Origin of the sequence: Adlercreutzia faecimuris, assembly GCF_022669055.1 — a bacterium.
GTDB classification, from domain to species: domain Bacteria; phylum Actinomycetota; class Coriobacteriia; order Coriobacteriales; family Eggerthellaceae; genus Enterorhabdus; species Enterorhabdus faecimuris.
This window is the reverse complement of the sequence record NZ_JAJMLW010000002.1, coordinates 366,740-389,866: the sequence shown is the minus strand read 5'-3', so window position 1 is coordinate 389,866 and position 23,127 is coordinate 366,740. Positions and strand designations below refer to the sequence as shown.

Annotated in this window: 15 protein-coding genes, 2 tRNA genes and 1 pseudogene; 16 read left to right on the top strand and 2 right to left on the bottom strand. The window is 71.7% G+C overall.

The annotated features are described in order from the left end of the window. Positions 1–180: 180 nt before the first annotated feature. From LPT13_RS11840 to LPT13_RS06795, 7 genes and pseudogenes are all read left to right on the top strand, one after another. Positions 181–570: pseudogene (locus tag LPT13_RS11840) on the top strand (primosomal protein N' family DNA-binding protein); the annotation flags it as partial. A 378-nt stretch (positions 571–948) separates the two neighbouring features. Beyond that, positions 949–3,234 carry a replication restart helicase PriA gene (gene priA / locus LPT13_RS06820; protein WP_242165346.1) on the top strand — a complete coding sequence of 762 codons (2,286 nt, stop codon included), beginning with the start codon at positions 949–951 and terminating at the stop codon, positions 3,232–3,234. 354 nt (positions 3,235–3,588) lie between these two features. Continuing rightward, positions 3,589–4,710: an RNA polymerase sigma factor RpoD gene (rpoD, locus tag LPT13_RS06815; protein ID WP_430622573.1), complete on the top strand. Its 1,122-nt coding sequence runs from the start codon at positions 3,589–3,591 to the stop codon at positions 4,708–4,710. A 47-nt stretch (positions 4,711–4,757) separates the two neighbouring features. After that, positions 4,758–7,547 (top strand): class I SAM-dependent methyltransferase, encoded by a 2,790-nt coding sequence (locus tag LPT13_RS06810; protein ID WP_242164903.1) that lies wholly within the window; start codon positions 4,758–4,760, stop codon positions 7,545–7,547. A gap of 129 nt (positions 7,548–7,676) precedes the next feature. Further along, positions 7,677–8,987 (top strand): NCS2 family permease, encoded by a 1,311-nt coding sequence (locus tag LPT13_RS06805; protein ID WP_242164902.1) that lies wholly within the window; start codon positions 7,677–7,679, stop codon positions 8,985–8,987. Positions 8,988–9,130: 143 nt separating this feature from the next. Continuing rightward, positions 9,131–9,205, top strand: a tRNA-Asn gene (locus LPT13_RS06800). 64 nt (positions 9,206–9,269) lie between these two features. Beyond that, complete coding sequence (locus tag LPT13_RS06795) at positions 9,270–9,719, top strand: GNAT family N-acetyltransferase (RefSeq protein WP_242164901.1); 450 nt, start codon at positions 9,270–9,272, stop codon at positions 9,717–9,719. A 37-nt stretch (positions 9,720–9,756) separates the two neighbouring features. On the opposite strand, the gene LPT13_RS06790 is transcribed toward LPT13_RS06795, so the two are convergent. Then, entirely contained in the window at positions 9,757–10,281 is a 525-nt protein-coding gene (locus tag LPT13_RS06790; RefSeq protein WP_242164900.1) for a phosphatase PAP2 family protein, read from the bottom strand. 125 nt (positions 10,282–10,406) lie between these two features. Here LPT13_RS06790 and LPT13_RS06785 point away from each other — a divergent pair. The 9 genes from LPT13_RS06785 (at position 10,407) to LPT13_RS06745 (ending at position 21,484) form a co-directional block, all read left to right on the top strand. Further along, positions 10,407–10,491, top strand: a tRNA-Leu gene (locus tag LPT13_RS06785). A 24-nt stretch (positions 10,492–10,515) separates the two neighbouring features. After that, the gene (sstT, locus tag LPT13_RS06780) at positions 10,516–11,805 is read left to right on the top strand and encodes a serine/threonine transporter SstT (protein WP_242164899.1); all 1,290 of its coding nucleotides are present in this window, start codon (positions 10,516–10,518) and stop codon (positions 11,803–11,805) included. Positions 11,806–11,943: 138 nt separating this feature from the next. After that, positions 11,944–13,350 (top strand): trigger factor, encoded by a 1,407-nt coding sequence (gene tig / locus LPT13_RS06775; protein WP_242164898.1) that lies wholly within the window; start codon positions 11,944–11,946, stop codon positions 13,348–13,350. A gap of 188 nt (positions 13,351–13,538) precedes the next feature. Next, entirely contained in the window at positions 13,539–14,159 is a 621-nt protein-coding gene (clpP, locus tag LPT13_RS06770) for an ATP-dependent Clp endopeptidase proteolytic subunit ClpP (protein ID WP_242164897.1), read from the top strand. 19 nt (positions 14,160–14,178) lie between these two features. Continuing rightward, positions 14,179–15,558, top strand: a complete 1,380-nt coding sequence (clpX, locus tag LPT13_RS06765) for an ATP-dependent Clp protease ATP-binding subunit ClpX (protein WP_242164895.1) — start codon at positions 14,179–14,181, stop codon at positions 15,556–15,558. Positions 15,559–15,584: 26 nt separating this feature from the next. After that, entirely contained in the window at positions 15,585–18,269 is a 2,685-nt protein-coding gene (locus LPT13_RS06760; protein WP_242164893.1) for a valine--tRNA ligase, read from the top strand. Between the two features lie 230 nt (positions 18,270–18,499). Beyond that, positions 18,500–18,997, top strand: coding sequence for a zinc ribbon domain-containing protein (locus LPT13_RS06755; protein WP_242164891.1), 498 nt, complete (start codon positions 18,500–18,502; stop codon positions 18,995–18,997). Between the two features lie 177 nt (positions 18,998–19,174). Beyond that, a complete protein-coding gene (gene thrS, locus LPT13_RS06750) occupies positions 19,175–21,094 on the top strand; it encodes a threonine--tRNA ligase (protein ID WP_242164889.1) in 1,920 nt (639 codons plus the stop codon). 66 nt (positions 21,095–21,160) lie between these two features. After that, positions 21,161–21,484, top strand: a complete 324-nt coding sequence (locus LPT13_RS06745; protein ID WP_242164887.1) for a heavy metal-binding domain-containing protein — start codon at positions 21,161–21,163, stop codon at positions 21,482–21,484. 32 nt (positions 21,485–21,516) lie between these two features. Here LPT13_RS06745 and LPT13_RS06740 read toward each other — a convergent pair whose 3' ends face one another. Beyond that, complete coding sequence (locus LPT13_RS06740) at positions 21,517–22,935, bottom strand: cation:proton antiporter (protein ID WP_242164885.1); 1,419 nt, start codon at positions 22,933–22,935, stop codon at positions 21,517–21,519. Between the last annotated feature and the right edge of the window lie 192 nt (positions 22,936–23,127).

Below are 23,127 nucleotides of genomic sequence, written 5' to 3'. Positions count from 1 at the left end.
GATGGGGAGTGGCGATTTCTGATCTGGGGAAATGGGAGAAGGCTCGCGGGGAGGAGGGGAGAAGGCGCGGAATTCGGTGTGATAAGTCGCGTTTTCGGGCGGCATGCGGGCGGACGGGGGGCGGCGCAGCAGCGTGGTCGGCTTCGGAAGCTGGAGCGTCCGGCATGGCCGACCGGCCGCATGCGGCGGATGGGGACGGCCCGCGGCGGGCCGGCTGGGGCGGCTGCCTGCGGTGCGGTGGTCGGGCCGTGCGTGGTGCGAGGGCTTGGCGGCCGGCGCGCGGCTGCCGGCTGCGGCGGACGCGGCACGGCGGGTGGGGCGCGACGGCTGTCGGCTGTGGCGGGCATGGTGCGGCGGGCGGCCGCGGCGGCCAGGGGTGGCTGCGGTATACTGGCGGGCATGGAAATCGCCTCAGTCATACTCGACATCCCCACCCAGGCCCTCGACGCGCCCTACACCTACCTCGTGCCCGACGAGCTGCGGGCCGGCGGCCTGGCGCCCGAGGTGGGCTGCGCCGTGCTCGTGCCGTTCGGCCATCGCAAGGCCGTCGGCTTCATCGTCGCGCTCGGGGAGGTGGGGGAGGCTTCCGGGGCGGAGGTCGCCGATGCCATGGGCCAGGCGGCTGCGGGGCCCGGCGCCTCGGGGGAGACCCGGGGCGCCTTCGGATCCCGCGAGGACGCCGGCGACGCCTGCGACGCGCGGGACGGCCGGGCGGCCGCGGGCTGGCCGAGCGCCTCGACCGCGGGCCGCCCGGGCGCCCTGGGCGCGGGCGAGCCCTGGCCGGGCGGCGCGGGCGGTGATGCCGCGGCCGCGCCGGACGGTGCGCGGGCCGTGTCGGCCTCCACCGCAGGCGACGGGGCGGGCCAGCTGCACTTCGGGTTCGGCGCGCAGTACGAGGCGACGGCGGCCGAGGAGCGCCGCGAGCGCCAGGCCGCGGCGGGGCTCGACCTGGCGCGGCTCAAGCCCGTCGAGCGCGTGCTCTCCAAGCCCTACTTCGACGAGGAGGGCGCCGCCTGCGCCCGCTACCTGGCCGAGCGCTACGTCGCGCCGCTGTCGGCCTGCGTGCGCCTGTTCACCCCGCCCGGCGGCGTCCCGCGCCTCGTGCGCAACGCCCACGGCGGCTGGCGGCTGGAGGAGCCCGCCGTCGGCGAGGTCGACGACCGCTGGGCGACGCTCCTGCCCGCCGCGGCCGACTACGTGCCGCGTAAGAACGCGGTCAAGCAGGCCGCTGCCATCGAGGCGCTGCGCCGGGGAGATCTGCGCGTGGCCGAGCTGGCGCTGGAGCTGGGCGCCTCGGTGGGCGGCACGCTCAAGGCGCTCGAGGAGCGGGGCGTCGTGCGCATCGAGCACCGCCGCCGCATGCGCGGCTTCGAGGGCCGCGCCGCCGCGAGCCCGGCGGTCGTCGGACTGCCGGCCGGCCCGGTCGGGGCGGACACCGAGCCGCGGGATGCGGAAGCCTCTCCGGCCGTGGCGGGCGAGCCGCCGCGGAGCGGGGCGGCCGGGGAGCCCGCCGGGCCCTCCGTCGCCGCATCGCCTGGGGCCGCGCCGCCCGCCGCGGCCGCCGCGCCCGGCTCCGCCGCGCGGCCCGTCCTCACGCCCGGGCAGGACGCCGCCCTGGCCGCCATCGCGGCGGCGCGCGCGGCGGGCGGCGGCCGGGTCGTGCTCGTCGACGGCGTCACCGGCTCGGGCAAGACCGAGGTGTACCTGCGCGCCATCGAGGACGTGCTGGCCGCCGGCCGCAACGCCATCGTGCTCGTCCCCGAGATATCGCTCACCCCGCAGACGGTCGCGCGCTTCCGCGGCCGCTTCGGCGATGCCGTGGCGGTCATGCACTCGCGCATGGGCCAGGGCGAGCGCTACGACCAGTGGGACTTCATCCGCTCGGGCGCGGCGCGCGTGGTGGTGGGCGCCCGCAGCGCGCTGTTCACGCCGCTGGCCGACGTGGGCCTCATCGTCATCGACGAGGAGCACGAGGGCTCTTACAAGCAGGACTCGGCGCCGCGCTACCAGGCGCGCGACGTGGCGGAGTGGATGATGCGCCGCGCGGGCGGCGTGCTCGTGCTGGGGTCGGCCACGCCCTCGGTCGAGGCGCTCCACGCCGCGGCCACCGACCCGGCCTGGACCCAGGTGGCGCTGCCCGAGCGCGCCAACGGCCGGCCGCTGCCCCAGGTGGAGGTCATCGACATGGCCGCCGAGTTCAAGGGCGGCTCGCGCGCCATGTTCTCGGGCCGGCTCACGCGCGCGCTGGCCGACGAGCTCGCCCAGGGGCGCAAGGCGGTCCTCCTGCTCAACCAGCGCGGCTTCGCGAAGTTCCTGCTGTGCCGCGACTGCGGCTTCGTGCCCGAGTGCCCGTCGTGCTCGACGTCGCTGTCCTACCACGAGACCGACCGCACGCTGCGCTGCCACCACTGCGACTACCGAGTGCCTGCGCCGCCCGTCTGCCCCGAGTGCGGCAGCCCCTACCTCAAGAAGTTCGGCGCCGGCACCCAGCGGGTCGAGGCCGAGCTCAGGGCGCTCCTGGACGGGATGCCCGGCGTGGGGCCGGCGGTGCCCGTCATCCGCATGGACGCCGACACCACGCGCGGCAAGGGGGCGCACCAGCGGCTGCTCGAGGAGTTCGCCGCCGCGGGCTCGGCGGTCCTGCTCGGCACGCAGATGATCGCGAAGGGCCTCGACTTCGACGACGTGACGCTCGTCGGCGTCATCAACGCCGACACCCAGCTGCACCTGCCCGACTACCGCGCCGCCGAGCGCACCTTCGACCTCATCGAGCAGGTGGCGGGCCGCGCCGGCCGCGCCGAGCTGCCCGGGCGCGTGCTCGTGCAGACCTACGAGGCCGACGCCGTGGCCATCCGTGCCGCGGCGCGCTACGACCGCGCGCTGTTCCTGCGCGCCGAGCTGCCCAAGCGCCGGGCGCTGGGGTACCCGCCCTACGTGCGCATGGCCAACGTGCTCGTCTGGGGCGCCGACGAGGAGGCCGTCGCCCGCGCGGCCGGGCAGCTCCACGACCAGCTGGAGGTGCTCGTGCGCGACTACGGCGGCGAGGGCTGGTGCGTGCTGCCGGCCACGCCGTGCGTGCTGGGGAAGCTGCGCGGCGCCTTCCGCTGGCACGTGGTGGTGAAGGCCCCGCCCGGCGCCGACGTGTCCGGCGTGCTCACGCGCCTGTTCCGCGCCCGCAAGGCCGACCCCCAGGTGAGCGTGGCCGTCGACGTCGACCCGGTCGACCTGCTGTAGCCGGCGGCGGGCGCCCGCGCCCGGCGCCCGCCGCCGGCGCGCTTGCCGTGACCCCGCCCGTCGCCCGTCGCCCGCCCGCCGGCCTGCGTCGCGGCCACCTCCACCCCGCCCTTGTACCCCTCCCGGGGTTGTGGTACTATATCCCGCTGTATCTTTGCGCCCATAATGGCGAAGCTATGCCTTGTGACGCCTTATAGGAAGGAAGACCGCGTGGCTAAAGCTGCAACGAAGAAACCCGCCAAGACCGAGGAGGCCGCCCCCGAGACGCAGGTCGTCGAGGAGGTCGTCGTGGTCGACGACGCCGACGACGCGGCGGACGACGACGAGCTGGACGCCGAGCCCGCCTCCGGCGCCATCGAGGCCTCGGGCGAGTCCCTCGCCGAGGAGAAGATCGAGTCGGACATCGAGGGCGAGGACGAGGACCTGCTCGCCGGCATCCCCGAGGAGGAGCTGAAGGCCGCCTCCGACGTGTCGCTGCCCAAGGTCCGCACCACCGCCCGCGCCGCCAAGGCCAAGGCCCGCAAGCGCAACGCCGAGGCCAACGTCACCATGCTCACCGGCGACCCGGTGCGCATGTACCTGAAGGAGATCGGCAAGGTTCCGCTGCTCACCGCCGCGGAGGAGATCGACCTGGCCATGAAGATCGAGGCCGGCGTCGCCGCCACCGAGGAGCTCGAGCGCGCCGAGGACGAGGGCGTCGAGCTCGACCGCCGCGAGAAGCGCCGCCTGGGCCGCATCGAGCAGGTGGGCCTGGACGCCAAGCAGCAGCTCATCGAGGCGAACCTGCGCCTGGTCGTGTCCATCGCCAAGCGCTACGTCGGCCGCGGCATGCTGTTTTTGGACCTCATCCAGGAGGGCAACCTCGGCCTCATCCGCGCCGTGGAGAAGTTCGACTACACCAAGGGCTTCAAGTTCTCCACCTACGCCACCTGGTGGATCCGCCAGGCCATCACCCGCGCCATCGCCGACCAGGCTCGCACCATCCGCATCCCGGTGCACATGGTCGAGACCATCAACAAGCTCGTGCGCATCCAGCGCCAGCTGCTCCAGGAGCTCGGCCGCGAGCCCACCCCGGAGGAGATCGGCAAGGAGATGGGCCTGCCCGCCGAGCGCGTCCGCGAGATCCAGAAGATCAGCCAGGAGCCGGTGAGCCTGGAGACTCCCATCGGCGAGGAGGAGGACTCCCAGCTCGGCGACTTCATCGAGGACGACGCCGCCGTGGTGCCCCCCGACGCCGCCAGCTTCAGCATGCTGCAGGAGCAGCTGCAGAAGGTGCTCGACGGGCTGGCCGAGCGTGAGCGCAAGGTCATCAGCCTGCGGTTCGGCCTGGAGGACGGTCATCCGCGCACGCTCGAGGAGGTCGGTCGCGAGTTCGGCGTCACCCGCGAGCGCATCCGCCAGATCGAGTCGAAGACGCTGGCGAAGCTCCGGCACCCGTCGCGGTCGAGCAAGCTGAAGGACTACCTGGAGGACTAACCGTGAGGGCCGGCGCCGAGCCGGCCCTCTTCATGTTGGGAGCGAAGATGGCTGTGGAAGAGAGGCGCGCGGAGGCGGGCGGGGCCGGCGACGGCGTGGACGATGGCGGCCGTGAGGGCGGCGCCGGACGCGCCGGTGCGGATGGCGGGCGCGCCGCCAGCGTGGACGGCGGCGCGCGGGCGGCCCGCGGCGAGGGCGGGCGCGAGGCGCTCGAGTTCTTCGCGACGTGCCTGCCGGGGGCCGAGGCGCTCCTGGCCGACGAGCTGCGCGCCCTGGGCGTGCGGCGGGTGCGCCCGCTCAAGGGCGGCGTGACGTTCTTCGGCGCGCCGCTCGACGCCGAGCGCGTGTGCCTGTGGTCGCGCCTGGCCGGCCGCGTGACGCTCACGGTGGCGCGCGTGAACGCGGGCGACGCCGAGCTGCTCTACGCCGGCGCCTACGCGGTGCCGTGGGAGGACGTGCTCGCGCCCGGCGCATCGCTGGCCGTGCGCGCCCGCGGCACCAACGCCGCGCTGCGCAACAGCCACTTCACCGAGCTCAAGCTGAAGGACGCCGTGTGCGACCGGTTGCTCGCGCGCCGCGGGGAGCGCCCCGAGGTCGCCCCGCACGGCGCCGACGCGGTGATCGAGGCGCGGGTGCGCGAGGGGAGGGCGACGCTGTCGCTCGACTTGTCGGGCGAGTCGCTCCACCGCCGCGCCTACCTCGACGCGCGCGACGGCGACGACGCGCCGGCGGCTTGCGCGCTCGCCGCGGCGCTTCTGGCGGCGGCGGGCTGGGAGCGGGCCGCCGCGGAGGGCTGGGGGCTCTACGACCCGGCCTGCGACGACGGCTACGTGGTGTGCGAGGCCGCGGCCGCGGCGGCCGGCCAGGCGCCGGGCCTCCTGCGCGAGCGCTGGGGCTTCTTCGGCTGGGTGCTCCACGACGAGGACGCCTGGGGCGACCTCCTGGCTGAGGCCGACGAGCGCCTCGAGCGCGGCCTGGCGGCGCTCGCGGGCGACGGCGCGCCGGCGGATGGGGCGGGCTCGCCGGGCGCTGCCGGCGCGGCCGCGGACGGCCCCGACCTGGCGCGGGTACGCATCGTGGGCACCTCGGCGTCGTCACCGGCCGTCGCGCGCGCCCGCGGGCACCTGCGCGCCGCGGGGCTGCGGCGCGTCGCGTCCGTGGAGGCGGCCGCGGCCGGGGGCGCCGCGCCCGTCGGCGCCCGACTGGCCGGCGTGGTGGCGGCCGGCGGGAATCTGGCCGGAAACACCGCGAATTCCGCAGCCGAGGGCCCCGATGCCGCGGAATTCACGGCGAAAGCGGCCAGAACCGAGGCCGAGGAGCACCTTGGCCGCGGAATTCATGGCGAAAGCGGCCGGGAATCGGTCATGCGCCCCGTGCGTCCCGCGCCCGCCCAGGAACCGCCCGCGACGTCCGTGACGCCCGCCCAGGAATCGACCGAGCGCCCCGCGCCGGCCGCCCCCGCGCTCGTCATCGCCCACGCGGCGCCGGCGGGCCGCGACCCGGGCGACGCGCGCGCCGTGGCCGAGGAGGCCGCCTTCATGGCCGCCTGCTCGGACGCCCCGGCGGGCTCGCGCTTCGCCTGGGCGGGCCCCGCGGGCGTGGCGGGCCGCTTCGGCGCCGCGCCGGCCTCGCGCGCCGAGGTGCGCGGCCGCGCCGACGCCGTCGTCGAGGTCTTCGACGCGCCGCCCGCGGCGCTGGCCGCCATCACCGTGCCCGACCCGGCCGGCGGTGCCGACCACCGCGTCGAGGTGCACGACGAGGGCGCGGCCCAGTTCGCCGCCCGCCTGTTCAAGGTGGCCCGCGAGCGCCGCAGGTGGGCGCGGCGCTCAGGCGTGGCGAGCTACCGCGTCTACGACGCCGACCTGCCCGAGTACGCCGCCGCCATCGACCTGTACCAGGGCACGGGCGACGCGGAGGGCAAGACCTTCGTCCACGTGGCCGAGTACCAGGCCCCGCGCTCGGTGGCCCCGGACACGGCGCGGCGGCGCTTCGAGGACATCCTGGCCATCGTCCCCGTGGTTCTGGGCGTGCGTCCCGACCACGTGTTCTCCAAGGTGCGCACGCGCTCCAAGGGCGGCTCGCAGTACCGCGACGCCGGCCGGCGCAGCTACGTCACGCACATGTCCGAGGCGGGGCTCACCTTCGAGGTCGACCTGGGCGGCTACCTGGACACCGGCATCTTCCTCGACCACCGCGACACCCGCGCGATGGTGGGCCGGATGGCCCGCGGCAAGCGGTTCCTCAACCTGTTCGCCTACACGGGCACGGCCACGGTGCACGCGGCGGCCGGCGGCGCCGCCGAGACCACGACGGTTGACCTGTCGCAGACCTACCTCGACTGGGCGCGCCGCAACCTCGAGGCCAACGGCTTTCCCTGCGACGGCGCCGGCGCTCAGCCGGCCGGCGGCGCCCGCCCCGGCCGCGGCGCGCGCGGCGGCCGCCCGGCCGGGGGGAAGGCGCCCGCCCGCGCCGCCCACCACCTGGAGCGCGCCGACGTCATGGACTGGATCCGCGACGCCCGCCGCGCCCGGCGCACGTTCGACCTCATCTTCGTGGACCCGCCCACCTTCAGCAACTCCAAGGCCATGGGCCGGCGCACCTGGGACGTGCAGCGCGACCACGTGGAGCTGCTCGTGGGCGTGAGCCGGCTGCTCGCCAAGGACGGCGTGGCTGTGTTCTCCTGCAACCTGCGCGGCTTCAAGCCGGACGTGGCCGAGCTCGCGCGCCTGGGCGTGGAGCTGGAGGACGTCACGGCCGATACCATCCCCCACGACTTCGAGCGCAACCCCAAGATCCACCGCTGCTACCTCGTCCGCCGCGCCCCGGCGGGAAGGTAGGCGCCGCCGGCCTTCGTTTTCCCTGGTAACCTACGAAAAGGGGACGTTCTCGTCCGGTCGGTGCCGGAAGGTGGTACAGTGGCGGGCAGGCGCTTTTTCAGGGAACCGAAGACGGAAGGGGAGTGCCCAATGGAGCAGTTCTTCAAGATCCGCGAGCGCGGGTCGACGGTGTCGACGGAGGTGCTCGGCGGCCTCACGACGTTTCTGGCGATGGCCTACATCGTGGCCGTGAACCCCGCCATCCTGGCCGACGCCGGCGTGCCGTTCGAGGCCGGGCTCACCGCCACCTGCCTCGGCGCGGCCGTGATGACCGTGGCCATGGGCCTCATCGCCAACCGGCCCGTCGCGCTGGCCTCGGGCATGGGCATCAACGCCATCGTCGCCTACGGCCTGTGCGGCTCGCTCGGCATCGACTGGCGCGTGGCCATGGCCGTGGTGTTCCTGGAGGGCGTCGTCATCCTGGGGCTCGTGCTCGGCGGCCTGCGCAAGGCGGTCATGGACGCCATCCCCGTGGACCTGCGCCACGCCATCGGCATCGGCATCGGCCTGTTCATCGCCTTCATCGGCCTCAAGGGCGCCGGGCTCGTCATCGCCGACGACTCGACGCTCGTGGCCCTGGGTGAGCTGTCGGAGCCCGGCTGCGTCGTGGCGCTCGTGTCGCTCGTCTGCGCGGTGATCTTCCAGATCATGGGCGTGCGCGGCGGCCTGCTCATCTCCATCGTGGTGGCCGTCATCGTGGGCATCCCGCTCGGCGTGACCGCGCTGCCCACCTCCTGGAGCTTCGGGCTCGACTTCACTACCTTCGCCGCCCCGTTCCAGATGGTGGACGGCCAGATGGCCATCGTCCAGGTGTTCCTGCAGCCGGCGCTGCTGCTGTTCGTGTTCAGCCTGCTCATGAGCGACTTCTTCGACACCATGGGCACGGTGGTGGCCATCGGCAAGCAGGGCGACTTCGCCGACGCCAAGGGCGACGTGAAGGACATCCAGCCCATCCTCGCCGTGGACTCCTCGGCGGCCATCGTCGGCGGCTTCTTCGGCGCCAGCTCCATCACCTGCTTCGTGGAGTCGGCCTCGGGCGTGGCCGAGGGCGCGCGCACGGGCCTGTCCAACCTGGTGGTGGGCGCGCTGTTCCTGGTGTGCGCGTTCCTCGCGCCCCTGTTCGGCATGGTGTCGGGGCCGGCCACCTGCGGCGCGCTCGTGGTGGTGGGCTTCCTCATGATGACGGACGTGGGCGCCATCTCCTGGAAGGAGCCCGAGCTGGCCTTCCCGGCGTTCCTCGTCATCGTGGGCATCCCGTTCACCTACTCCATCACCAACGGCATCGGCCTGGGCTTCATCGCCTACGTCATCCTCATGGTGGCCCGCGGGCGCGTCGCCGAGGTGAAGCCGCTCATGTGGGTGGCGGCCCTGGCCTTCCTGGCGATGTTCATCTTCGTGTAGCGGCCCGGCTGCGTTCCGCATGCGCCGATCCGCCTCACGCTTTGTGTGCGCCGTCCGGCCCCGCGCGTAAATTGGGTCTTGCGCGCGGGGCCGCTTTGGGTATAATGCTATCTTGCGCATGGGGCCGGAAGGCCGCGCGACATTCCTCGGTAGCTCAACGGCAGAGCATCCGGCTGTTAACCGGAGGGTTGTAGGTTCGAATCCTACCCGGGGAGCCATAAACAAGAGAGGCCAGCTTCCCAGCTGGCCTTTTTGCTACCCGGAAGAGGTCAGGGGGTTCTGGTGGACATCACGTTCGGACACGGGCAGGGCGCGTTTCCCGATGCGGCGGCGGTGCGCACGCGGGTGTTCATGGAGGAGCAGGGGTTCCGAAACGAGTTCGGCCCCGAGGACGAGGCGCCGGATATGCTCCACATCGTGCTCTACGGCGACGGGGCGCCGCTCGGCTGCGCGCGGGTATTCCCGGCTGCGCTCGAGCCGGCACTCGAGGACGCGCCCGGCCGCTGGGTGTTCGGCCGGCTCGCCGTGCTGCCCGAGGCGCGCCGGGGCGGCCTGGGCTCGCTTCTGCTGGCCGAGGCCGAGCGCCTGGCGCGGGAGGCCGGCGCCGCCGAGATGCACCTGCACGCCCAGTGCAGCGCCCAGCCCTTCTACGAGCGGGCCGGCTACGCCGCCTACGGCCCCGTCGAGTTCGACGAGCACGTCGAGCACCAGTGGATGCGCAAGGCGCTCTAGCGCCGCGCGCCCCCGTGTCGCGCGCCGGCGCCCCTTCCTACCCGATGAGCGCGGCGGCGGCGCCGACGAGCGCGCCGAGCGCCGCGCCGGCGACGACGTCGCGCGGGTAGTGCACGCCGCCGAGGACGCGGCAGGCGCCCAGCGCGCAGGCGAGCGCCAGGAGCGCCGCGCCCGCCGGGGGCCACCAGCCCGCCCAGCACGAGGCGATGGCGAAGGCGCTGAAGGCGTGGCGACTCGGGAACGAGCGGCCCGCGCCGTCCCGGGCGATGAGCGGCGTGATCTCCCAGCGCTCGTAGGGCCGGGGCGCGTCGAGGGCGCGGCGCAGCAGCGTCACGGCCGCGAAGCCGGCGGCGGGCACGGCCGCGAGGGCCGCCGCCCGGGCCGGGTCGGCGAGCGCCGCCCACGCCAGCAGCACAGGGTAGGCGGCGTAGAAGAGCGCCGCCAGCGCGCGGTTGGCCGCCTCGAGCGCGCGGGCCCCGCCGGGCCGCGCGCGCAGGGGCGCCGTCCACCGCGCCCACCGCGCGGCGTAGCCTCCCGCCTGCCTTGTCCCGTTCGATCCCATGGCGCCCAGTATAGCCGACGCCGCCCGCCCCGGTCCGCGCGCGCCGGCGGGCACTTCTGCTATCATGGGCGATTACGGCGCGCAGACGCGCCCGGGCGGCCGCCGCGCCGCCCTTCGTCAGCCGTGCGGGCGTGGCGGAATTGGCAGACGCGCCAGATTTAGGTTCTGGTGGGGAGACCCGTGAAGGTTCAAGTCCTTTCGCCCGCACCATTTATATTAGTAGGAGGGCTTTCCATGGCCGTAAGAGACGTGTTGAGGAAGTACAACGAGGTGAGCCTCATCAAGCGCATCCTCGTGGGCCTGGTCATCGGCGTCGCGCTGTCGTTTCTGGTGCCGGTCGACTCGGGCAACGACGTGCTCGACGGCCTGAGCCAGTTCATCGTGCTCCTGGGCAACCTGTTCGTGAGCGCGCTGAAGGGCGTCGCGCCCGTGCTCGTGTTCTTCCTGGTCATCAACGCGCTGTGCAACGCGAAGACGGCCGGGTCCATGAAGACCGTCGTCGTCCTGTACGTCGTGAGCACGCTCGTGGCGGCGCTCGTGGCCGTCATAGCCAGCTACCTGTTCCCGACCGTGCTCACGCTCGACACCTCCTCGGTGGTCGAGCAGTCCTCGCCCGAGCACGTGGGCGCCGTGCTCACCACGCTCGTGATGAACATCGCCTGCAACCCGGTGGACGCCCTCATCAAGGCCAACTACATCGGCATCCTGGCCTGGGCCGTCGTCCTCGGCATCGCCCTGCGCGCGGCCAAGCAGGCCGTCAAGGACGTCTTCGCGGCCGTCTCCGACGCCGTGTCCATGGTGGTGCGCTGGGTCATCGCGCTGGCGCCCTTCGGCATCATGGGCCTGGTGTACAACTCGGTGGCCACCTCCGGCATGGAGATCTTCGTCGAGTACGGCCGCATCATCCTCATCCTGGTGGCCTGCATGTTCTTCATCGCGCTGGTGACCAACCCGCTCATCGTGTTCGCCTGCACCAAGAGAAACCCCTACCCGCTGATCCTGCGCTGCCTCAAGGACTCGGGCATCACGGCCTTCTTCACCCGCAGCTCGGCGGCCAACATCCCGGTCAACATGGAGCTGTGCCGCAAGCTGGGCCTCGACAAGGACAACTACTCGGTGTCCATCCCGCTCGGCGCCACCATCAACATGGCGGGCGCGGCCGTCACCATCGCCATCATGACCATGGCCGCGGCCAACACCATCGGCATCGCGGTGGAGCCCGTCACCGCCGTCATCCTGTGCGTGCTGGCCGCCGTGTCGGCCTGCGGCGCGTCGGGCGTGGCCGGCGGGTCGCTCCTGCTCATCCCGCTGTGCTGCTCGCTGTTCGGCATCGGCAACGACATCGCCATGCAGGTGGTGGCCATCGGCTTCATCATCGGCGTGATCCAGGACTCCTGCGAGACGGCGCTCAACTCCTCGTCTGACGTGGTGTTCACCGCCACCGCCGAGTACCGCGCCCAGATCAAGGCCGGCAAGGAGGTCCACCTGGGTAAGGACGCGTTCTCACTGGACGAGATCGACTAGGTTGTGCGATAATCGCGTGCTGGTGCGCTTGCGCCCGTAGGTCAGCCCCGCGCGGGGCGCTGCCGGCCGCGGAAGCGCAAGACGCATACGCGCCGGACCACCCGGCGCCCCAAGGCAAAACGATGGAGGAAAGACAACGTGAAGACTAAGGTAGAGGCTCTCGAGGGCAACCGCGTCAAGGTGGTCGTGACCATCGACGCGAAGGACGTCGACGCCCGCATCAAGAAGACCTACAAGCAGTTCGCACAGCGCTACAACTTCCCGGGCTTCCGCAAGGGCAAGGCCCCGCGCCCGGTCATCGACAACGCGCTCGGCGCCGAGGCGGTGCTCGCCACCGTGTCCGAGGACCTGGTGAACGACGTGTTCCCGCAGGTGGTCGAGGCCGAGGCGCTCTGCCCGGTGGGTCGTCCCGAGTTCGGCGACGCCGGCCTGGTCGAGAACGGCAAGCCCTACGAGTTCTCCTTCGAGCTGGACGTCAAGCCGGCCCTCGAGCTCAGCAGCTACGAGCCCGTCGCCGTCGAGCTGCCCGCCGAGGGCGCGACCGACGCCGAGGTGGCCGAGCAGCTCGAGGCCCTGCGCGCCCACTACAGCACCTTCGAGGACGCCTCCGCCGCCACCAAGCTCAAGCCCGAGAACTTCGTCGACATCGCCGTGGTGGCCAAGGACGCCGACGGCGCCGAGATCGAGGGCCTCACCAGCGCCTCGCGCCTGTACGGCCCCGGCTCCGGCATGTTCTCCGAGGCCTTCGACGAGGAGATCATGGGCATCAAGAAGGGCCAGGTCCGCGAGTTCACCCTCGACGTGCCCGCCGACGAGGCGTCGGTGCTGCTGGCGCCCCACGCCGGCGAGAAGATCGCCTTCGAGGTCACCTGCAACGTCGTGAAGAAGAAGGAGCTGCCCGAGGTCACCGACGAGTGGGCCAAGGACACCATGGGCTTCGAGGACGCCGCCGACCTGCGCGCGCGCATCGCCGAGTCCATCGCCGCCCAGAAGGCCGACATCCTGCCCCGCATGAAGGAGAACGCCGCCCTCGACGTGCTGGCGTCCCGCCTGGAGGGCGAGGTGCCCGAGTCTTTGGCCGAGGAGGCCGAGGCGAGCCTGCTCCAGGACTTCTTCACCCAGCTGCAGCGCCAGGGCCTGAGCTTCGACACCTACCTGATGCAGGCCGGCATCGACGCCGACCAGTTCAAGGCCGACGTGAAGATGCAGGCCGCCGACAACGCCAAGCAGGAGCTGGCGCTCGAGGCCTGGGCGCGCCACTACGGCATCGAGGCCACCCCTGAGGAGGTCAGCGCCGAGTTCGTGAAGGCCGGCGTGCCCGATCCCGCCGCCGTCGAGAAGGAGTGGCTGGAGTCCGGCCGCCTCTACCTCATCCGCGAGGGCGTCGTGCGCTTCAAGGCCATGGAGGACGTGCTGGACAAGGCCGTCGTCACCGAGGTTGAGCTGGCTGCCGCGCCCGCCGAGGAGGCCAAGCCCAAGAAGGCCTCCAAGAAGAAGGCCGCCAAGGACGAGGCTGCCGATGCGGCCGCCGACGAGGCGGAGTAAGCGCGAACCCTTAGCCTCCCGCTTACCAGAAAAGGCCGTCTGATGTGGTAAAACAGCCCTCAGGCGGCCTTTTTCCGTGTACTTTCGGCGCACGAGCCTTGCGCCGGGGGCGAACCTATATCAGTATGGTACCCGAACTATTGACGGCGTCCGCCATCGACGGGCGCCCCGCGAGAGAGAGGCACACCATGGGCATAGAACGCGTGAGCAACGCCCTCATCCCCTACGTCATCGAGCAGTCGCCCCGCGGCGAGCGCAGCTACGACATCTACAGCCGCCTGCTCAACGACCGCATCATCTTCCTCGGCGAGCAGATCGACGACCACGTGGCCAACTCGGTGGTCGCCCAGATGCTGCACCTGGAGAGCGCCGACCCCGAGAAGGACATCCAGCTCTACATCAATTCCCCGGGCGGCTCGGTGACGGCGGGCCTGGGCATCCTGGACACCATGAACTTCGTCAAGTGCGACGTGTCCACCATCTGCATCGGCGAGTGCGCCTCCATGGCGGCGGTCCTGCTGTCGTCGGGCGCCAAGGGCAAGCGCTTCTGCCTGCCCAACTCCATGGTGCTCATCCACCAGCCCCTCGGCGGCGCCCAGGGCCAGCAGACCGAGATCGCCATCGTGGCCGACTTCATGCTGAAGACCCGCAAGCGCCTGAACAAGATCCTGTCCGAGAACACGGGTCAGCCCATCGACAAGATCCAGCTCGACACCGAGCGCGACAACTACATGACGGCCGAGGAGGCCCAGGCCTACGGCCTCGTCGACGAGATCATCACCCACCACGGCGCCAAGTCGGAGTCGTAGGGAGGAAGAGCGGTACCCCATGACCCAAGAGAGAAACACGCCCGGCTACGGCGGCGCGGACGACGACATCTACTGCGCCTTCTGCGGCAAGGTGCCCCAGCAGGTCAACGCCATGATATCGGGGCCCAACGGCATCTACATCTGCGACGAGTGCATATCGGTGTGCGCCGACGCCATGATGCGCGACCTCGGCTTCTCGATGTCCCAGGAGATCGACCTGATCGAGGAGGACCGCGAGCTGCCGCGCCACCGCCGGGGCCGCCACGCCGAGGAGGCGCCCGCGGGCGAGGACGACGCCGGCGAGCCGGCGCCCGAGGAGGTGCTCGACAACCTGCCCACCCCGCGTGAGCTCTACGAGAACCTCTCCGAGCACGTGGTGGGCCAGGAAGCCGCCAAGAAGGCGCTGTCGGTGGCGGTGTACAACCACTACAAGCGCATATCCATGGGCCAGGAGGCCGAGGAGGGCGACGTCGAGCTGGCGAAGTCCAACATCATGCTCCTCGGCCCCACCGGCTCGGGCAAGACGCTTCTGGCGCAGACGCTGGCGCGCACCCTCAAGGTGCCCTTCGCCATCGCCGACGCCACCACGCTCACCGAGGCGGGCTACGTCGGCGAGGACGTCGAGAACATCCTGCTCAAGCTCATCACGGCGGCCGACTTCGACATCCCGCGCGCCGAGATCGGCATCATCTACATCGACGAGATCGACAAGATCGCCCGCAAGGCCGAGAACCTCTCGATCACCCGCGACGTGTCGGGCGAGGGCGTCCAGCAGGCGCTGCTCAAGATCGTGGAGGGCTGCGAGGCCTCCGTGCCGCCCCAGGGCGGCCGCAAGCACCCCCAGCAGGAGCTCATCCACATCGACACCACCAACATCCTGTTCATCCTGGGCGGGGCGTTCGTGGGCCTGGCCGACATCATCGCCCAGCGCAAGGGCACGAGCGGCTTAGGGTTCGCCGTGGAGCTTCCCGAGTCGCAGAAGCTGCGCGAGGCGGAGCTTCTGGCCCAGGTGCTGCCCGAGGACCTCAACAAGTACGGCATGATCCCGGAGTTCGTGGGCCGCATCCCGGTCATCACGTCGCTCCAGGAGCTGTCGGAGGAGGACCTGGTGCGCATCCTCACCGAGCCGCGCAACGCGCTCGTCAAGCAGTACGTGAAGATGTTCGACTTCGAGGACGCCGCGCTCGCCTTCGAGCCCGACGCGCTCGTGGCCATCGCGCACGAGGCGGTGGAGCACGGCACCGGCGCCCGCGGCCTGCGCTCGATCTGCGAGCGCGTGCTGACCGACGTGATGTACGAGCTGCCCGAGCAGGCCGGCCCCTCGACGGTGACGGTGCGCGCGAGCGACATCACGGGGGAGACCAAGGTGGAGATCGTGCCCGTGGGCGCGGCCGCCTGAGAGAAGAGATAGAGGAGAAGAGGGACATGGCCGACAACCAAGCAGCCCCCGCGGGCGACGGGAAGGTCGCCTACGACTTCGCCGCCCACGAGCGCCCGCTGTTCGAGGCGTGGCGCGACGGCGGCTACTTCCAGCGCACGCCGGGCTTCGGCGCCCACGCCGACGACCCCTACACCATCGTCATCCCGCCGCCCAACGTCACCGGCGTGCTGCACATGGGCCATGCCCTCAACGACACCATCCAGGACGCCTGCATCCGCCGCGCGCGCATGCAGGGCTACCAGACCCGCTGGATCCTCGGCACCGACCACGCCGGCATCGCCACCCAGACCAAGGTGGACAAGCACCTGGCCGAGCAGGGCATCAACCGCCGCGAGATCGGGCGCGAGGCCTTCATCGAGGCCTGCCAGGAGTGGCGGCGCGACTACGGCGGGCGCATCGTGTCGCAGATCGCGGCCATGGGCTGCTCGTGCGACTACGCCGACGAGAAGTTCACCATGAGCCCCGAGTTCTCCCGCGCGGTGCGCCGCGTGTTCACCGACTGGTACCACGAGGGCCTCATCTACCGCGGCAAGCGCATCGTCAACTGGTGCCCCCACTGCACCACGGCCATCGCCGACGACGAGGCCGAGTACGAGGACGAGAAGGGGCACCTGTGGCACCTGCGCTACCCGCTGGCCGAGCCGGTGGGGGGCCGCGAGTACCTGGTGGTGGCCACCACGCGTCCCGAGACCATGCTCGGCGACACCGGCGTGGCCGTGAGCCCGTCGGACGAGCGCTACCGCGATTTGGTGGGCGCCAAGGTGATCCTGCCCATCGTCGACCGCGAGATCCCCGTCTTCGCCGACTTCTACGTGGACGCGGAGTTCGGGACCGGCTGCGTGAAGGTGACGCCGGCCCACGACCCCAACGACTTCGCCATGGGCGAGCGCCACGACCTGCCCAAGATCAACGTCTTCGACGAGACGGCGCACGTCATCGAGGGCTACAGCCGGTTCACCGGCATGAGCCGCGAGGAGGCCCGCGAGGCCGTCGTCGCCGAGTTCGAGGCCCTGGGCCTGCTGGAGTCGGTGGAGGACCACGACCACTCGGTCATGCACTGCTACCGCTGCCACACCACCCTCGAGCCGTGGCTGTCCGAGCAGTGGTTCGTCGCGGTGGACGGCCTGAAGGAGGCCGCCGCGCGCGTGGTGGCCGACGGCGAGGTCAAGTTCCACCCCGAGCGCTGGGCCCAGGTGTACCTGGACTGGATGGAGAACCTGAAGGACTGGTGCATCTCGCGCCAGCTGTGGTGGGGCCACCAGATCCCCATGTACTACTGCGACGCGTGCGGCTGGCAGGACGCCTCGGTCGACCCGGTGGAGACGTGCCCGGTGTGCGGCGCGCCGACGCGCCAGGACGAGGACGTGCTCGACACCTGGTTCTCGAGCCAGCTGTGGCCCTTCGCCACCCAGGGCTGGGCCGAGGACGGCGCCGATGCCCCCGAGCTTTCGGCCTACTACCCGACCCAGGTGCTCTCCACCGCCCGCGACATCATGGGGCTGTGGGTGGCCCGCATGGTGATGGCGTCGGAGAGCTGCACGGGGCAGATCCCCTTCGAGAACGTCATCATCCACCCGACGGTCATGGGCGCCGACGGCAAGCCCATGTCCAAGTCGCGCGGCAACGGGGTCGACCCGGTGCAGCTGATGGCCGACTACGGCGCCGACGGCATGCGCTTCGGCCTGCTCATGCAGGTGACGGGCGCCCAGGCCATGCGCTTCGACGAGCAGAAGATCGAGGGCTCGCGCAACTTCGCCAACAAGATCCGCAACGCCGCGCGCTTCGTGCTCATGCACCTGGAGGGCTTCGAGCCCGGCGCGCCCGAGGCCGTCACCCCGGCGGACAAGTGGATCTTCTCGCGCCTGGCGGCGCTCGTGGAGGCCGTGGACGCGGCCTACGATGGCTACGAGTTCGGCGAGATGACCCGCGCGCTGTACCGCTTCTTCTGGAACGAGCTGTGCGACTGGTACATCGAGTTCTCCAAGGCCCGCCTGGCCGAGGGGGCCGACCCGGCCGACCGCCTGGCCTGCCAGCGCAACCTCGTGTTCGTGCTCGACCAGGCTCTGCGCCTGCTGCACCCCGTGATGCCCTTCATCACCGAGGAGATCTACCAGCAGATGCCGGTCCACGACGCCCCGATGCTCATCATCGCGCCCTGGCCCGACGCCGCCGCGCTCGCCCGCCTGCGCGACGAGGAGGCCGAGCGCGCCATCGAGATGGTGTGCGAGGCGGTGGGAGCCATCCGCTCGGCGCGGTCGCGCTACGGGCTGTCGCCCAAGACCGTGCTCGACGCGGCGGTGCGCGCCGATGAGGCCGACGCGGCGCTGCTCGCCGGCCAGGCGGCACTCATCCGCTCGCTCGCCAACGTGGGCGAGCTGGCCGTGGGCGCCGACGTGGCCAAGCCGGCCGGGTCGTCGGCGGCCGTGGGCGCGGGCATCGAGGTGTACACCTGCCTGGCCGGCCACGTGGACTTCGACGCCGAGCGGGCCCGCCTTGCCAAGGAGCAGGGCAAGCTCGCCGCCGACGTGGCCAAGCTCGACAAGAAGCTCGCGAACCCGGGCTTCCTGGCCAAGGCGGCCCCCGAGATCGTCGCCAAGGATCAGGCCCGCCGCGCCGAGCTGGCCGACAAGCTCGCCCGCGTGGAGGCCTCCCTCGCCGAGCTGGGCTAGGAGGGCGCCCGATCCCGCCACGCTCCGAAGGGGGCGCCCCGCAACGACCGCGGGGCGCCCCTTCTCGCTTCCCCGGCTCCCCTGAGGGCGCGCCAGCGGCTCTCGTGCGGGGGCCGGGGGCGGGGCGTCTGGTTGTTTGCCGGGGTTGGGCGGTTCGGGGCGGGGGATGGCCGCGGGTTTGCTATAATGCGGGGCTGTGTCGCAATCCCTGAGGACAGAAGAGGTTTCTCATGAGCGAGTTGCTCTCGCAGCTTTGGACGCCGGAGCTGCAGGCCGCCTTCACGGTGGTCGTCGTGCTGCTGGTCATCCTGTACGTGCTCTCCATCGTGTGGGTCGTGCGGGACGCCTACATGCGCGGCACCCAGTGGTACATCTGGGCCATCGTGGCGCTGGTGCCGCTCCTGGGCGTCATCGCCTACTGCCTGCTGCGCCCGCCCCTGCTCCAGATCGACCGTGACGAGCAGGAGCTGGAGATCGCGCTCAAGCAGCGCCAGCTCATGAAGTACGGCGAGTGCGCCACCTGCGGCTATCCCGTCGAGGCGGACTACGTGCTGTGCCCCAGCTGCCACACGCAGCTCAAGAACCTCTGCGGCCGCTGCGAGCGCGCCCTCGAGCCCTCGTGGACGGTCTGCCCCTACTGCGCCACCCCGGTGGCCGGCGCGCCCCAGCAGCAGCGCCAGCGCCGCCCGCGCCCCTCCGGCTCGAGCCGTCCGCGGCCCAAGTCCTAGGCCGGCACGTCCCCATCGCGTGAATCCCGAAGCCGCCTGCGGGGCGGCTTCGGGCTTTATCGGGCCGAGCACCCGGCGGCCCAAGACCGGGTGGACAATCCCAGCGCACCGCACTCAACACGGCGCGTGATGACCGTGCAGGCGCTCTGTGCGCGCCCGGCACAGGAAAGGAGCACCATGGAAATCGTACTGCCCGACGGATCGCGCAAGGCCCTCGCCGAGGGCGCCACCGTCGCCGACGCGGCCGCCGCCATCGGCGCGGGCCTGGCCAAGGCCGCCCTGGGAGGCATCGTCAACGACCGGCCCGTCGACCTTCGCGCCCCGCTGGCCGACGGCGATGCGGTGGCCGTCGTCACCGCCAAGAGCCCGGAGGCCCTCGAGCTTCTGCGCCACTCCACGGCCCACGTGATGGCCGCCGCCCTGACCGACCTCTACGGCGACGTGGAGTTCGGCGTGGGGCCCGCCATCGAGAACGGCTTCTACTACGACGTCAAGCTGCCCGACGGCAAGGCGCTCTCGCCGGACGACTTCGCCGCCATCGAGGCCCGCATGGCCGAGATCATCGCCGCCGACGAGCCCTTCATCCGCTCCGTGGTCACCCGCGACGAGGCGCTCGCCGCCTTCGCCGACCAGCCGCTCAAGGTGGAGCTCATCGAGGAGCTGCCCGAGGGCGAGCCCATCACCACCTACGCCATCGGGTCGTTCACCGACCTGTGCCGCGGCCCGCACCTGCCCTCCACCGGGCGCATCCCCGCCTTCAAGCTGACCAAGCTCGCCGGGGCCTACTGGCGCGGCGACTCCGACCGCGAGATGCTCACCCGCGTCTACGGCACCGCGTTCTTCTCCAAGAAGGACCTCGAGGAGCACTTGCACAACCTCGAGGAGGCCGAGAAGCGCGACCACCGCAAGCTCGGCCGCGAGCTCGGCATCTACATGATGGACCCCATGGCCGGCGTGGGCCTGCCCATGTACCTGCCCAAGGGCGCCCGCATCATCCGCACCCTGCAGGAGTGGCTGCGCCGCGATCTGTACGAGCGCGGCTACGAGGAGGTCATCACCCCGCACATCTACAACGCGGACGTGTGGAAGACGAGCGGCCACTACGGCTTCTACCACGACAACATGTACTTCTTCGAGATCAACGAGGGCACCGAGGAGGATCCGCGCCCGTCCGAGTACGGCGTGAAGCCCATGAACTGCCCGGGCCATGTCATGCTCTACAAGAACGAGCTGCACTCCTACCGCGACCTGCCGCTGCGCTACTTCGAGTTCGGCACGGTGTACCGCCACGAGATGTCCGGCGTGGTGCACGGCCTTCTGCGCGCCCGCGGGTTCACCCAGGACGACGCGCACGTGTTCTGCACCAAGGATCAGGTGGTCGAGGAGGTCGTCGCCATCCTCGACCTGGTCGACCACATCATGGGCACCTTCGGCTTCGCCTACGAGGCCGAGATATCCACGCGCCCCGAGAAGTCCATCGGCACCGACGAGATGTGGGACCACGCCACCAAGTCGCTCATGGAGGCGTGCGAGCGCCATCACCTGGCCTACGAGATCAACGAGGGCGACGGTGCGTTCTACGGCCCCAAGATCGACATCAAGGTGAAGGACGCCATCGGGCGCACCTGGCAGTGCTCCACGGTGCAGATCGACTTCAACATGCCCATGCGCTTCGGGCTGACCTACCGCACCGAGGACAACACCGAGGAGACGCCCTGGATGCTCCACCGCGCCATCTTCGGGTCGATCGAGCGCTTCCTCGGCATCCTCATCGAGCACTACGCCGGCGCGCTGCCGCTGTGGCTGGCGCCGGTGCAAGTGGTGGTCATCCCCATCGCCGACCGCCACAAGGAGGCGGCGGCCGAGTTCGCCGGCCAGGTCAAGGGCGCCGGCGGCCGCGTGGAGGTCTACGACCAGAACGAGCCCATGCGCGTGAAGATCGCCAAGGCCCAGGCCCAGAAGATCCCCTACATGATCGTCATGGGCGACGCCGAGATCGAGGAGGGCGTCGTGTCCGTGCGCGAGCGCGCCGAGGGCGACCTGGGCAAGTGGGACCGCGAGCGGTTCCTGTCCGTCATCCGCGAGGCGGCGCTGTAGCCGACCCGCCGCGCGGCCCGGGCCGGCGCCCGGGCCGCGCGCCTGAGGCATCCGAGGAGGACAGCCATGATCGTCACCACCACCCCCACCGTCGAGGGCTACCGGGTCACCGGCTACTACGGCATCGTCTTCGGCGAGGTCATCACCGGCATCAACTTCCTGCGGGACTTCGGCGCCGGCATCCGCAACCTGGTGGGCGGCCGCGCCCAGGGCTACGAGGAAGAGCTGATGGTCGCCCGCACCCAGGCGCTCCAGGAGCTGGAGCAGCGCGCCGCGGCGCTCGGGGCCCACGCGGTCATCGGCGTGGACATGGACTACGAGGTGCTCGGCCAGGGCAACATGCTCATGGTGACCGCCTCGGGCACCGCCGTCACGGTGGAGCCGGACTAGGCGCCTGCGCGCCCGGCGCTCGCTCGCGCCGCCTATCGATCGTCGTCGCGGGGGCCGCCTTCGGGGCGGCCCTCCTGCCTTCCGGGCACGACGGGGCAGCCGCCCGGGCCCGCGTCGCGCAGGGCGTCCTCGATGGCGGAGGGGTCGAGCCCGTAGGTGCGCGCGAGGCGGATGGCGTCGCGGCGGTGGCGCTCGCGCTGCAGCCGGTAGTGGTCGCGCAGGATGGGCCCGATGCGGCGCGGCTCCCGGCGGATCTCGCGGGCGGCGGCCACGGGCTCGGCGTCGATGGTGCGCAGGGTGAGCGAGGCGAGCAGCGGCATGATGAGCACGGTGATGCCCCCGGCCGCCACCAGCACCGACGCGGTGCCCTGCGCCATGGCGCTGGCGGCCACGGCCACGGTGGTCACCGCCACGATGAGCGGCAGGGCCGTGGTGCAGTAGATGGCCACGGTCAGGCGCGCGTTCACCGGCAGCGCGCGATCGACGGGGTCGGTGGTGAGGGCCACGAAGATGGGTACGGCGCGCACGAGCACGAGAAGCGCGATGAACACCGCCAGCAGCAGCGGCTGGTCGAGGACGGCCCCCATGTCGATGCGGGCGCCCGAGACGATGAAGAACAGCGGGATGAAGAACCCGTAGCCCAGGGCGCTCACCTTGCCCTCGAGGAGCTGGGAGCCCTCGGGCAGGACGTAGCGCAGCACGAAGCCGGCGGCGAAGGCGCCCAGCACGATGTCGAGGTCGAACACGGCCGACACCGCCGTGAGCCCGACCAGGAGCACCATCACCGCGCGCACGATCATCTGGGAGTTGGTGTCGGCGTTGCGCTCGATGAGGCGGTAGACGTAGCCGCCGGCGGCCCGCGCCTTCTTGGGGATGACGGCGGCGGCCACGGCGATGGCCAGGAAGGCGAGCAGGATGAGCACGGTGCGCCACTCCGAGCGGGTGGACAGCAGCAGCGTCATGGCGAGGATGGGGCAGAGCTCGCCCCAGGTGCCGTAGGCGAGCACCGCGCGCCCCACGGGCGTGTCGAGGGCGCCCCGCTCCTGGAGGATGGGCAGGAGCGTGCCGATGGCGGTGGTGGTGAGCGCGATGGCCACGGCGATGCCGTCGGCGTCGAAGGCCGAGAACGCCGGCCACGCCACCACGGCCGCGAAGGCCAGCGCGAGGGTGACGCCCCAGGTGGCGAGCCCGCGCCGCCCCTGGCGCCCCGTGAGGTTGCCCGGGTCTATCTCGTAGCCCGCCAGCAGGAACAGCAGCCCGAGCCCCAGGTCGGACAGAAGTGCGATGGCGTCGCTCGTCGACACGATGCCGGCCAGGTGGGGGCCCGCGACCATGCCGGCGATGAGGAGGAACACCGTCTCGGACACGGGCTTGCCGGGGATGGACTGGGCGACGAGCGGGCAGAGGAAGGCCAGGGCCGTGATGAAGGCGAGCGAGGTCAGGTCGGCCACGAGGGCTCCTCTCCGGTCGTAGCGCACGGCTCCGTTACCGCTCGGCGACGGGGTGCCGCGCGCACGCGGCGCGTGCTAGACTTCAGGTCGGGCGGGGCGCCGCGCCCGCCGGCACCCACCCTACCACACGGGCGCGCCGGCGGCGAAGAGGGTTGCGCGGACGTCACGCCGGGGGAGGGCCCACGGCCCGGG

What these genes read in the sequence shown, in the direction of transcription:
- LPT13_RS06755 (WP_242164891.1), top strand. Translation starts at nt 18,500, where the DNA reads ATGAGCGAGTTGCTCTCGCAGCTTTGGACGCCGGAGCTGCAGGCCGCC.
- LPT13_RS06810 (WP_242164903.1), top strand. Translation starts at nt 4,758, where the DNA reads ATGGCTGTGGAAGAGAGGCGCGCGGAGGCGGGCGGGGCCGGCGACGGC.
- LPT13_RS06760 (WP_242164893.1), top strand. Translation starts at nt 15,585, where the DNA reads ATGGCCGACAACCAAGCAGCCCCCGCGGGCGACGGGAAGGTCGCCTAC.
- thrS (WP_242164889.1), top strand. Translation starts at nt 19,175, where the DNA reads ATGGAAATCGTACTGCCCGACGGATCGCGCAAGGCCCTCGCCGAGGGC.
- LPT13_RS06805 (WP_242164902.1), top strand. Translation starts at nt 7,677, where the DNA reads ATGGAGCAGTTCTTCAAGATCCGCGAGCGCGGGTCGACGGTGTCGACG.
- LPT13_RS06790 (WP_242164900.1), bottom strand. Translation starts at nt 10,281, where the DNA reads ATGGGATCGAACGGGACAAGGCAGGCGGGAGGCTACGCCGCGCGGTGG.
- clpX (WP_242164895.1), top strand. Translation starts at nt 14,179, where the DNA reads ATGACCCAAGAGAGAAACACGCCCGGCTACGGCGGCGCGGACGACGAC.
- clpP (WP_242164897.1), top strand. Translation starts at nt 13,539, where the DNA reads ATGGGCATAGAACGCGTGAGCAACGCCCTCATCCCCTACGTCATCGAG.
- sstT (WP_242164899.1), top strand. Translation starts at nt 10,516, where the DNA reads ATGGCCGTAAGAGACGTGTTGAGGAAGTACAACGAGGTGAGCCTCATC.
- LPT13_RS06745 (WP_242164887.1), top strand. Translation starts at nt 21,161, where the DNA reads ATGATCGTCACCACCACCCCCACCGTCGAGGGCTACCGGGTCACCGGC.